The organism is Curtobacterium sp. PhB25 (assembly GCF_004365375.1).
In the GTDB taxonomy this organism is placed as follows: Bacteria; Actinomycetota; Actinomycetes; order Actinomycetales; family Microbacteriaceae; genus Curtobacterium.
Map to the genome: position 1 here is coordinate 396438 of NZ_SODR01000003.1, position 11931 is coordinate 408368.

At 70.8% G+C, this 11931-nt stretch carries 12 protein-coding genes; 8 read left to right on the top strand and 4 right to left on the bottom strand.

What is annotated here, in order from left to right; all coding sequences use genetic code 11:
• Positions 1-123 precede the first annotated feature (123 nt).
• On the bottom strand, positions 124-894 hold the full coding sequence (locus EDF51_RS08780; RefSeq protein WP_131878014.1) for an alpha/beta fold hydrolase: 771 nt from the start codon (positions 892-894) through the stop codon (positions 124-126).
• Between the two features lie 50 nt (positions 895-944).
• Between EDF51_RS08780 and EDF51_RS08785 the strand changes: the two genes are divergently transcribed.
• Both EDF51_RS08785 and EDF51_RS08790 read left to right on the top strand, forming a co-directional pair.
• Entirely contained in the window at positions 945-1358 is a 414-nt protein-coding gene (locus EDF51_RS08785; RefSeq protein ID WP_131878016.1) for a helix-turn-helix domain-containing protein, read from the top strand.
• Between the two features lie 91 nt (positions 1359-1449).
• On the top strand, positions 1450-2241 hold the full coding sequence (locus EDF51_RS08790; protein WP_131878018.1) for an NAD(P)-dependent oxidoreductase: 792 nt from the start codon (positions 1450-1452) through the stop codon (positions 2239-2241).
• Positions 2242-2731: 490 nt separating this feature from the next.
• On the opposite strand, the gene EDF51_RS08795 is transcribed toward EDF51_RS08790, so the two are convergent.
• Positions 2732-3418 (bottom strand): SDR family oxidoreductase, encoded by a 687-nt coding sequence (locus tag EDF51_RS08795; RefSeq protein WP_131878020.1) that lies wholly within the window; start codon positions 3416-3418, stop codon positions 2732-2734.
• A gap of 113 nt (positions 3419-3531) precedes the next feature.
• On the opposite strand from EDF51_RS08795, the gene EDF51_RS08800 reads away from it, so the two are divergent.
• Complete coding sequence (locus tag EDF51_RS08800) at positions 3532-3738, top strand: hypothetical protein (RefSeq protein ID WP_131878022.1); 207 nt, start codon at positions 3532-3534, stop codon at positions 3736-3738.
• A gap of 57 nt (positions 3739-3795) precedes the next feature.
• Here EDF51_RS08800 and EDF51_RS08805 read toward each other — a convergent pair whose 3' ends face one another.
• Positions 3796-4446, bottom strand: a complete 651-nt coding sequence (locus EDF51_RS08805) for a helix-turn-helix domain-containing protein (RefSeq protein ID WP_243648806.1) — start codon at positions 4444-4446, stop codon at positions 3796-3798.
• The gene (locus EDF51_RS08810; protein WP_134194498.1) at positions 4443-5960 is read right to left on the bottom strand and encodes an APC family permease; all 1518 of its coding nucleotides are present in this window, start codon (positions 5958-5960) and stop codon (positions 4443-4445) included. The genes EDF51_RS08805 and EDF51_RS08810 overlap by 4 nt, the downstream gene beginning before the upstream one ends.
• A gap of 220 nt (positions 5961-6180) precedes the next feature.
• On the opposite strand from EDF51_RS08810, the gene EDF51_RS08815 reads away from it, so the two are divergent.
• The 5 genes from EDF51_RS08815 to EDF51_RS08835 all read left to right on the top strand — a co-directional run bounded on the left by EDF51_RS08815 (position 6181) and on the right by EDF51_RS08835 (position 11735).
• A complete protein-coding gene (locus tag EDF51_RS08815; RefSeq protein WP_123292882.1) occupies positions 6181-7674 on the top strand; it encodes an APC family permease in 1494 nt (497 codons plus the stop codon).
• A gap of 80 nt (positions 7675-7754) precedes the next feature.
• The gene (locus EDF51_RS08820; protein ID WP_131878026.1) at positions 7755-9788 is read left to right on the top strand and encodes a primary-amine oxidase; all 2034 of its coding nucleotides are present in this window, start codon (positions 7755-7757) and stop codon (positions 9786-9788) included.
• Position 9789: 1 nt separating this feature from the next.
• Positions 9790-10434: a hypothetical protein gene (locus EDF51_RS08825; RefSeq protein ID WP_134194500.1), complete on the top strand. Its 645-nt coding sequence runs from the start codon at positions 9790-9792 to the stop codon at positions 10432-10434.
• A gap of 563 nt (positions 10435-10997) precedes the next feature.
• Positions 10998-11180, top strand: a complete 183-nt coding sequence (locus EDF51_RS08830) for a hypothetical protein (RefSeq protein ID WP_123292879.1) — start codon at positions 10998-11000, stop codon at positions 11178-11180.
• 18 nt (positions 11181-11198) lie between these two features.
• Entirely contained in the window at positions 11199-11735 is a 537-nt protein-coding gene (locus tag EDF51_RS08835; protein ID WP_123292878.1) for a MarR family transcriptional regulator, read from the top strand.
• The last annotated feature ends 196 nt before the right edge of the window (positions 11736-11931 follow it).

Here is an 11931-nt window from a genome sequence, read left to right on the forward strand (position 1 = left end):
AGCGAGGGGCGAGCACCCGGTACTCGGCGTCGACGAAGACACCCGCAGTTGGGCGACCGGTCGTCCTGCACGGTCCCCGCGCGGAGCCGCGTTCCTTCCGGTGTGTGCCGCCGTGCGTGCTGGTCAGCTCAGGAAGGCGTCGATCGCGGCCCAGGTCGCTTCGGGTGATTCGAGGTGCGGGAGGTGGCCCGCGGCCGGGATCTCGGCGTAGGCCGCACCCGGTACCGCCGCGGCGACTGTTCGCCCGTAGGCCGGAGTGACGACGCGATCGCTTGCGCCCCAGACGACGAACGTCGGCACGTTGACCGCATGGAGTCGGCTGAGCAACGTCGGGTCGCTCATCGCCGCGCCGGCGACCGCTGCCATCGTGCGGCCGTTGGACTGCTGTACCGCTCGTTGCTCTTCGGTGGAGTCGGCGGGATCCGTGTACCCGCGTTCGGGGTCGTGCCACGCGACCTCGGCCAGGCCGCGAGCATCGAGGGCGAAGAAGTCGGCGATCGGCTCCCCGTCGACGATGGCACCAACGGTGTCGATGACCACCACGGCCCCGATGAGGCCGGCGAACCGCTGGTCGGCTGCGGCCTGGACGGCCATCTCGAGCGCGATCCATCCGCCGATCGAGGACCCGACCACGACCACGTCGCGGTCGCCGTGTTCGGTGAGCCGCGCGAGGTACGCGTGGGCGAGCTCGGCAACGGAAGCGATCGACTCAGGGCGTGCGGTTCCGTCCCAGCCCGGGTGGGTCGGGGCGAGGGCGTGCATGGTCGCCGACAGGTGTCCGACGATCGGCGCCACGGTCCTCGGCCCCCCGCCACCGTGCAGGACGAGGGCGGTGCGAGCGGTCGAGCTGCCGGCCTCGATGACCGGCAGGGGTTCGGGGAGGGAGCTGTTCATGATCGTCCTGTCTAAACATGTTGATGTAAGCGTGTTGATACAGTAACACCATGGCGGCGGACCTCGAGGTACTCGGACAGATGATCAAGCGCGCGCAGTACCGGAACCACCGGACGATGGACGCGGCGCTCAAGGACGTCGGCGTCTCTCTCGTGCAGTGGGATGCGCTCCGTGCCATCGATCGGATGCCCGGCGCATCGGGCCACGAGCTGGCCGTCGCGACCTTCCAGAGCGACCAGGCATTCGGGACCCTCGCGACACGGCTGGTCGAACGAGGGCTCATCACCCGGTCGGCAGGGCGCGGACGGCGTCTCGAGCACGCGCTGAGTGGTGCCGGTCGGACTGCGCTCCAGGACGGCCACTCGGTGGCGTCGAGCGTCCTCGATGTCCTCTTCGCTCCGCTCGACGGCGACCAGCGCAGCGACCTGCTCCACACGCTGCGCCTGCTCACCGAAGCGGACTGAACCGGAACGGCGGCGAGACGTCGCTCAGGCTTGGCCGCGATCGAAGACCCGGACAAGGCCGCTCCGCTGGCGTCGCCAGTACGATCGCACGATGTCGAGCATCGCCGGAAGCCGTTGGGTCGTCACCGGTGCTGCCGGGAACATCGGGTCTGCGCTCCGGTCGGCGCTGTTGGAGCGCCATGCGGTCCTCGTCTCCACCGACATCCGTCCGATCACCTCCAGCAGCCCACAGGAGTCCGTCGCATCGGTCGACCTCGCCGACCTGGAGAACCTGGTGGAACTCTTCGCCGGAGCTGACGGTGTGGTCCATCTGGGCGGAATCGCGGACGAGGCTGACTTCCACGACCTGGCCGAGGTGAACATCGTCGGGACCTACCACGTGCTCGAGGCCGCCCGGCGGGCACGGGTACGTCGGGTCGTGTACGCGAGCAGCAACCGCCTGACGGGCTCGTACACCGCGGGTCACCACGTGACGCCCGACATGCCGCCACGACCTGACGGCTTCTACGGAGTGTCGAAGGCCGCGGGGGAAGCACTCTGCCGGCTGTACGCGGACAAGTTCGGCATGAGCACCATCTCGTTGCGCATCGGCAGTTACGAGGAGCAGCCGTCTTCGGCTCGAGAGCAGCAGACGTGGCTCAGCCCCGCGGACGCGATCCGCGCCTTCGTCGCGGCGATGACGACCACCGAACACACGGCAGTGTTCTACGCCGTCTCCGCGAACACCGATGGATGGTGGGACCTCCAGCCCGGGGAAGCCGTCGGCTTCTTCCCGCAGGACGACGCGGCTGCGTGGAGCACGCGCGCGCCCCTTGCCCCGGACGTGCCGCAAGGTGGGAGGTACGCCACACCCGAGTACTCAACCGACCGCATGCGCCGGTAGTGGAGCGTCCATCCGACGCTTCACAGTGCCGTCGACCGCTGTTCCGATCGACGCGAGAGGTTCCGAAGTCGACGGCCGGAGAGACCCTCGCTCCAGCGCGCCGTGGACCCGGGCAGCACGGCGACGTGCATCCCGTCGTGCGCGGGGGCCAGCCCGCAGCGCCACCGATCGAAGACGCTGCCGCACCACTCCTGCGGGCAGGCTCCAGGGACCGACGGCGCTCCGTCGGCAATCGAGGGTGGACCGCCGGCGCCATCGGATCCAGGAGCGGGCAAGAGGTTCTCGGTCATTCATGATGAAGACGGGGAGCGGCCCCGATTCGTCACGAACTCGGCGTGCCGGTCAGCGCTCCGTGGCACGGCACCGCCTGGCGTGCGCGAGCGGCACGTCGACGCAGCACGGACGGACGTGGGGCTCGCCTCCGGAAGCCCACCTGCGGTGCACCGGTACTTCTGCAGGCAAGAGCAGATCCTGACACTCGTACTCGGGATCAGATGACGACGGATCCCCGCTGGCGGTGCGCGATCGAGACGGACTCGCCGGACACCGCGTTCAGCGGCGACGACAGGAACGCGATGAGATCAGCGATCTGCTGCGGGGTCGAGTCGCCGGGGCCGCCCGGGCGGACCTCGGCGGACGGGGTGTCCGTCACCGTCCCGGGGTTGACGACGTTCACCGTGACCCCGGTCCCCGCCACGTCGTCGGCCAGGTTCTTCGCGATGACGCTCACCGCGGTGTTCCGGAGCGACGCCGTGATGTTGCCGGAGAAGTAGGCGTTCTGCCCGCTCACGACGACCACGCGGCCGAACCCGGCCTCGCGCTGAGCGGGGAGCACGGCGTTCGCGACGCGGAGGAACCCGAGCGCCTTGCCGTCGATCGCGTCGAGGACCTGCTCCGGGTCGGACTTCCGAGCCGGGTCGAGGGTGCTCGCGCTCGGGGCAGCGGTCACGACGAGCACGTCGATGCGCCCGTGCCGCTCGAGGACGGTGGCGATGCCCGCGTCCACGGAGTCCTGCGAGGCGGTGTCGATCGACACGCTGCCGTCGGAGTCGTCGGCGCTGCGGGACGCGACGACGACGGTCGCCCCCTCGGTACGGAGACGATCGGCGACAGCGGTACCGATGTACCCCTTGCCTCCGACGACGAGTGCGACACGGTTCTTGAGTTCGAGGTCCACGCGCCCACGCTATGCCGGGGCGCTGCAGTCTGCCCGCCCGTCGCGGCTCGCCGGTCGACGAGCACATGCTCTTCTCGTAGTGTCGGTGGGTATCGCAACGGAACGAGGTGGACATGGGCTCACGATCAGCTGGCAACGTCGCGACGATCATCGCCGCAGGGTGTTTGGTCCTGCTCCTCGTCGTCGTGTGGCTCGGCGGACAGCAGTCGATCGGAGACGCGTTCGCGATCCCGGTCGTGTCCGCGCTCGTTCTCGGGTTCGCCGGCTGCACGGTCTGGGCCGGTGTCGTCGCCTTGCGTCGACGCGGATCCGGGCGCTGAGTACCGTGCACTGCGGTTCGCGGCGGGCCGCAGCGACATCGGACGTGTGACCACGCCTCACCCGAGCAGCGGCTCGAGCCGCGTCACTGCCCGGCGCAGGTGCACCAACGCGTCACCCGGCGACGACACCCGGGCCGCCGGCGCCGACAGGGTCAGCCCCGCCACGAGCTCTCCGCGCTCGCCGCGGACGGGCAGCGCCAGGCACCCGAACCCCGCCGTGAACGCGCCGACCTGGTGCACCGGTCCGAGGCCCCCTTCGGCGTGCAACCGCCCCATTGCACTCGACCCGGGTGTGGCCCGCAGCGCGGCCTCGTCGAGCAGCGGGAAGTCCGGGTCGACGTCGATGTCGCGCACACCGGCGGCGTCGTAGCGCGCCAGGTGCACGCCCGCCCGGACGGCGGAGCGGACGTCGGCGAGCACCGACCGCACGGCCCGGGGCAGCGGTGCGAGTACCGGAGCCGGCGACACCCCGGCCAGGTCGGCGACCTTGTGGCCGAGGGCGAAGCCGCGCAGGTCCGGCAACCGGACGAGGTACTCGTCCTCGACGAGCAGCGTGATGAGCCGGTAGGTGGTGGCCCGCGGCATCCCGAGGGCCTCCGAGATCTGCTGGGCGGTGACGCCCGGTCCCGCGTGCGCGGCGGCCTCCAGCACCGCGAGGGCATTCTGGATCGCCTTCGGCTGCCGTGCGCGGAGTCCGGGTTCGCTCACCGCACCTCCGCCTGGTGGCCGGTTCCGGCGGACGGACGGGAGGCCCCCAGCAGGTCCGTCTCGACCGGCACGTCGTACACGGCGCGGCTCCGACCCCGCCGCCAGGGTCGCCGACGCGTGGCCACCAGGAACGCGACCACCACCGCGGCGACCGTCCCGACGGCGAGGGCGACGGCCGGCCAACGGGACGACGCGGCCTCGACCCCGAGGTAGGTGAGCAGGACGGCGGTCAGCAGGACCCCGGTCGTGACGGCGACGACCGCCACCCCCGCCGTCAGCTCGCCGATGCGCCGCAGGAACACCGGGGCCGCGAAGCACGTCAGGGCGTACGCGGCGATGTACCCGAGGGCGGCGACGACGAGCTCGGCCTCCATCAGCGTCCACGTCGGGATCCCGCTCGCCAGGCCCAGGACCGGCAGCACCGTGAGCATGCCGCACGCGACCGCGCCAGCCACGAACGGGGTCCGGAAGCGCGGCGACGCCCGACCGAGCACCCGGGGGAGGACCCCCTCGCGGCCCATCGCGAACAGGACCCGCACGAGCGCCGTGGTCGAGGCGATCGCGCACGCCGCGAACGACGCCGCGATCCCGAGGTCGAGCGCCCACCCGATCCACTGCATGCCGAAGGCGTTCGCCAGCTCGTTCACGGGCGAGGCGCTCGACGCGAGGTCGGCGCCCACGGCGGCGAACCCCATCTGCTGAGCCGCAGCGCTGACCACGTAGAGGACGCCGGCGACCAGGACGGTCCACGAGATCGCGCGGGGGATCGCCTGGAACGGGCGCCGGGCCTCCACACCGAGCACCGACGCGCTCTCGAACCCGACGAACGCGGTCACGGCGAGGGCGGTGCCGACCGCGAACGACGCCGGCTGCGTCGGCCCGAGGGCGACGGCGGAGGCGTCGGCCGGGTGCAGGCGCGCGACCAGCGCGACGATCAGGACCACGATGACCGCCACCGACAGCGACTCGACGAGCAACGTCAGCCGGGTCGACAACCGGACCCCGAGCGCGATCACCGCGAAGACGGCCGCGCCCATCACCAGCACCACGACGATCGTGACCAGGGCGTCGTCGCCGGCGGCCGGAACGAAGCGGGACAGCAGGTAGTCGAGGTAGTAGCCGCTGCCGGTGAGCGAGAACATCGCGATGAAGCCGTACCCGAGCAGGAGTGCTGCGCCCGCGACGACCCCGGCGACCGGGCCGAGCCCGAGCGAGACGTAGGTGTAGAGCGACCCCGTGCCGGCGACGCGTCGGACGAACTGGTTCACCGTCCGCCCGACCAGGAACGACAGCGCCATCGCTGCCAGGAGCGACCACGTGGCCCCCTGGCCGGCGACCGTCGCGACGAGGACCGGGATCGTGGTCGCGGCAGCGGACGGTGCCACGGCGGACACCGACTGCGCGAGCACGTCGACCGGGCCGATGCTCCGCCGCGACAACCCGTCGACGGGGGAGCGCGTGCCGACGCCGGGTACCCGTGGCGGGTCGGCGATGGCTCGGTCGAGCGCGGTCATGCGGCAACCGTAGGGCTGCGCCGTTGCGGCCGTGTCTCCGTGGTGTTTCGACGGCGTCTCACGCAAATGAGACGCCTCCGACGAGCACGTCCCATTCGACGGCGACAGGGCTTCACGCCGGTGGAACGGCACCGCAACGGCGGCACGGGACCGTGGTCACACCCAGCACCACCACCTGCGATCCCCACCCACCCCGTCCCACCCGAACCGGAAGGCCACGATGTCCAGCATCACGAAGGACCCCGCGTCACTCGGAGCCGCACCCGCGCCGCAGCGGACCATGCGCGGCTCGCTCGGCGTCACCGCGATCGTGTTCATGGTCGTCGCGGCCGCCGCCCCGCTCACCGTCGTCGGCGGCGCCGCCCCGCTCGGCATGCTGCTCGGCAACGGGGTCGGATTCCCGTCGCTGTACGCCGCGTCGGCCGTCGTGCTGCTGCTGTTCTCGGTGGGGTTGGCGGCGATGACCCGGCACGTGCCGCGGCCCGGCGCGTTCTTCACGTTCGTCGGACACGGGCTCGGGCGTCCGGCCGGCGCGGGAGCCGCCACGCTGGCGCTCCTGACCTACACGACCATCCAGGTCAGTGTGCACGGCTACATCGGGTACCTGCTCGGGGTCACCGTCACGGGTCTCGGCGGACCGGACATCCCCTGGTACGTCTGGTCGCTCGTCGTCGTGGCCCTGGTCGGGATGCTCGGCTACCGGCACATCGACCTGTCGAGCAAGGTGCTCGGCGTGATGCTCGTCGGCGAGGTCGGCATCGTGCTCGTCCTGGTCGCGGCGATCGTGTTCCGCGGCGGGGCCGACGGCCTGTCCCTCGCACCGTTCGAGCCGACGCAGATCATGTCCGGGTCGCCCGGCGTCGGGCTGATGTTCGCCATCGCCGCGTTCATCGGGTTCGAGGCCACCGCGATCTTCCGCGACGAGGCGAAGGACCCGGAGCGGACCATCCCGCGTGCGACCTACACGGCCGTGATCGGCATCGGTGTCTTCTACACACTCGCGTCGTGGGGGCTCGTGATGGCGTGGGGCCCCGACGGCATCCTCGCCGAGGTCGCGAAGGACCCGGGGTCGCTCATCCTCACCACCGCCGCGCAGTACATCGGCAGCGCCGGGGAAGCCGTCCTCAACGTGCTGCTGCTGACGAGCATGTTCGCCTGCGTCCTGTCGTTCCACAACGTGATCACCCGGTACCAGCACTCGATGGCGAACGCGTCGCTGCTGCCCGGCCGGCTCGGCGACGTGCACCGGAAGCACGCGTCGCCGCACACCTCGAGCCTGGTGCAGACCGTCACCGCCGCAGTGCTGATGGTGCTGTTCGCGGTGCTCGGCCTGGACCCGGTGCTGCAGGTGTTCAGCTGGTTCGCCGGCGTCGCCACCCTGGGCGTCGCGATCCTGATGGCCGCGACGAGCCTCGCCGTCATCGTGTACTTCCGCCGCAACCCCGGTGACCGGCGGGTCTGGAACACCATCGTGGCCCCCGTCCTCGGGTTCCTCGGGCTCGTCGCCGCTGCCGTCCTGATCTGGGTGAACTTCCCGACGCTCGTCGGCGACGTCGACGCCTCGGGCGCGAGCGTCTTCGGCGTCGTGAGCATCGTGCTCACCGGCCTGGTCGTGGTCGTCCCCGTCATCGGCGTGGTGCAGGCCGTGGTGCTGCGACGCCGCAGTCGGAGCCGCTACGAGCTGATGCTCGACCGTCTCGCCACCGAGAGCTGACCCGCCGGGCGCACCACGCGCCTCCCGGCCGAACCGACCCGACCCCACGCACGACGCAACGCGCAAGGAGCACCACGCACATGACGATCACCGACCCGACCACCGTGACCACCGACGCAGACACCACCGCGCACCCGCTCGGCAGCCTGACGCCCGACGAGTTCACCGCCGTCCGCGACCTCGTCACGGCGCAGCCGGACTGGACCGACACCACCCGCTTCGCCTACGTCGGCCTCGAGGAGCCGCACAAGCAGGAGGTCCTGGCGTGGCAGGCCGGCGACGGCCCCCTGCCGGACCGCACGGCCCGGGTGATGCTGCTCGACATGGCGACCGGTCGCTCCACCGACCGCGTCGTGTCGATCACCACCGGCACGGTGCTGCGGACCGACGTGCTCGACGGGTCCCGTGGCCAGCTGCCCGTCCTGATCGAGGAGTTCGACGCCGTCGGCGAGATCGCGAACGCGGACGAGCGCTGGGTCGCTGCCCTGGCGAAGCGCGGACTGTCCGCCGACGAGGTCAAGTGCGTGCCGCTGTCCGCCGGGTACTACGACTACCCGGAGGAGCAGGGGCGGCGCATCCTGCGCGTGCTCGCCTTCAAGCAGGACCACCCGGCCGACCACGTGTGGGCGCACCCCGTCGACGGCCTGTCGGCGTACGTCGACGCGGCGAACCGGGCCGTCACGCGGATCGTGGACGTGGCGGACATGCCCGTTCCGACCACCTCGGGGAACTTCGACGACCCCGCGATGCAGGGCGAACCGCTCGACCTCAAGCCGATCGTCATCACCCAGCCCGAGGGGCCGTCGTTCCGCGTCGACGGCGAGTTCGTCGAGTGGGCGAACTGGCGGTTCCAGGTCGGCTTCGACGCCCGCGAGGGACTCGTGCTCCGCCAGCTCTCGTGGCAGGACGGCGAGCGGCTGCGCCCGATCGTGTACCGGGCGTCGATCGACGAGATGCTCGTGCCGTACGGCGACCCGTCTCCGGTGCGGTTCTGGCAGAACTACTTCGACACCGGCGAGTACCTGTTCGGGCGGTTCACGAACTCGCTCGAGCTCGGCTGCGACTGCGTCGGCGAGATCCAGTACTTCGACGCCGTCCTGGCCGACGAGCTCGGCAACCCGCAGACCATCCGCAACGGCATCTGCATGCACGAGGAGGACTTCGGCACGCTCTGGAAGCACGGCGACATCTACACCGGCTCGCAGGAGGTCCGTCGATCCCGCCGCCTGGTGATCTCGTTCTTCACCACCGTCGGCAACTACGACTACGGCTTCTACTGGTACCTCTACCTGGACGGCACGATCGAGTGTGAGGCGAAGCTCACCGGCGTGCTCTTCACCAGCTCGTACCCGGGGCGCTCGGAGTCCGGCGACGACTACCCCTACGCCTCCGAGGTCGCCCCCGGCCTCGGTGCCCCGTACCACCAGCACCTGTTCTCGGCGCGACTCGACATGATGGTCGACGGGCTGTCGAACGCCGTGGACGAGGTCGACGCCGTGCGGGTGCCGGTCGGACCGGGCAACGAGCACGGCAACGCGTTCACGAAGTCGGTGGCCCGGATCGCGTCGGAGTCGTCGTCGGGTCGTCTCGCCGACGCGTCCAAGGCGCGCACGTGGTTCGTCTCGAACACCGAGGAGCGCAACCACCTCGACCGCCCCACCGGCTACGTGCTGTACCCGCAGGACGCCCCGGTGCTGCTCGCCGACGACTCGTCCTCCGTCGCCGCCCGTGCCGAGTTCGCGCGCAAGCACCTGTACGTCACGCAGTACGACCCGGCGGAGCGCTTCGCCGCCGGCGACTTCGTGCACCAGAACCCCGGCGGCGACGGGGTCGCCCGCTACGTCGAGGGGGACCGACCGCTCGACGGCGAGGACATCGTGCTCTGGCACACCTTCGGCCCGACGCACTTCCCGCGGCCCGAGGACTGGCCCGTCATGCCGGTCGACTACGCCAAGTTCACGCTCAAGCCGTACGGGTTCTTCCCGCGGAACCCGGCGCTGAACGTGCCGGCGGCCATCGGCGCGACGGCGGCGTCGCACTGCTCGCACCACGCGTCCGGTGGCGTCGAGGCGGCGCACGACGCCGTCGCACACGACCACGGGCACGGACACTGACGTGACCGACCTGCTCGGGCTCGCCGCGATCGTGCCGGCGTCCGCCGGGGCCTGCTGCACGGTCGGGGCGTGGCGCCCCGGCCGTGCGGTCGACGTGGTGGCGGCAGTGGTGATGGTGGCCGCGATGGTGGACGGGGCCTTCGGGCCGCGCGTGCTGCCCGGGGTGCTCTGGTTCGTGGTGCTCGCGCTGCTGGCCGTCGTGGTCGCCGCGGTGCACCGGGTACAGAGTGCATCTGGTGCGTCTGGTGCGTCTGGTGCGTCTGGTGCGTCTGGTGCGTCTGGTGCGTCCGGTGCGTCCGGTTCGGACGGGAGGCCCGGGTCGGCTCCGTCGGTCCGGGTCGCGTCGGCGCACGGTCGGTTCGGGCGACTGCACGCGGCGCTCGGTCTGCTGGTGATGGGCGCGCTGGGCGTCGGCATGGCGCACGACCCCGGCATGACCGGCATGACGGGTGTCGGCGTGCACGGGCACGGTGGTGCGGTCGCCGTGACGTGGCAGGTCGTCCTCGGCGGCCTGACCACCGGCTACCTGCTGCTCACCGCCCACATGGTGCGGGACGGCATCCGGCGTCGGACCCGCGCGCTCCCCGTCGTCGAGACGCTCGCCATGGGGATCGCGGTCGCGGTGATGGCCGCAGCGATGGTCTGACGGCTCCGGAAGGCATCCCGCGACGATGGAACCGCCGCGGGATGCCTCGAGCACCTAGCCCTTCCGCCCCAGGTCGTACAAGAACCGCGCCACGGTCACGAGCAAGCTCGCGATCCCCAACCACGGAACCTGACGCCTGCGGTCGGACTCGTTGTCCTTCGACATCGAGTCCTCCTCTCGGTGTCAGCCGGCCGACACGAAAGAGCGGAGAGCCAGGGATGCGTACGCGAGCGTGCCCGCGTACACTTGCTCCCGAGCGCTCAGCTCGGGAAGACTTGTTTCCCTGGCTTTCCACTCGGAGAGCTGATCGAAGCCCACCACCGTTGCTGCGGTGGTGGGCTTCAACTTTGCCCGGATGCACTCCCCGGCGAGAGTGGCATCTGATGTGCAGCGTATCGGAGGGTCTTCGACCGCAGGCCCCCACCGCGCGCTGATGTGCGAAGCGAACGGTTCGGTGCGCGAAACGTACAGTTTGCGAATCGTTCGTTGCGAAAAACGTTCACGTCGTGAAAGAGTTCGAGCGTCCGCAGGGGACGAACGGCCGCAGAAGGGCGGGATCAGACATGCACAGCACGTACTCCGGGATGCCTCGGGCGGCACGGATCGGTGGCAGCCACACCCGCATCGGTCTGACCGACCCGGCCGTCATCGACGCCTACGTCGAGCGCCGCATCGAGGACCCGTCGCTCCTCGCCGGGCGCGCCGAGCCGGCGTACGCCGACTTCTTCACCGTCCCCGCCGCGTAGCAAGGAGCGCATGATCACATGCCGTTGACCGTCGTCCGTCGAGAGCACGTCCACCTCTACGCCCACGAGCCCCGATCCGAGGCCGCGAAGACCGCCGTCGACGCCCTGCTGCGCCTCCAGCACGCCGAGGAGCAGCAGATCGAGTCCGCACGCATCGAGAGCGGGCTGAGCAAGAACGAGTCGCTGGCGATCCGGTACATGCTCCAGGCCCACCGCGACGGCCGCACCATGGGCCCCAAGGACCTCGCCGTCATGCTGACCGTGTCGAACGCCTCGGTCACGAAGCTCGTGGACGCGCTCGTCGACAAGGAACTCCTCGTCCGCACCGCGCACCCCACCGACCGTCGTGCGCAGGTCCTCGAACCCACCGACCTCGCCGCCGAGAAGATCGATGCCTCGTACGCCCGCTTCCACGAGGCCGTGGTCGGGGTCCTCGACCACCTGTCCGATGCCGACAACGCCGTCCTCGCGGAGTCGCTGACCAGGATCGTCGACGCGCTCGCCGACGGTGAGCCGGCACCGGTCGACGAGTACACCGTCGACGACCAGGACTGACGAGCCCGGGCTGAAGCGAGCCGGGCCGACGCGACCGGACCGACGCGACCGAGGCGGTCGACGCGACCACCCGTCGACGGGAGGCGCGGTACCTGTGAACTGGTCCCGGTTTGTTGGACCGTGAAGTCAGATTAGGCCGCGAGGGCGTGAGCTCGGTATTGAACCGGGCTCATGCCCTCGAGTCGTGCCTGGGAGC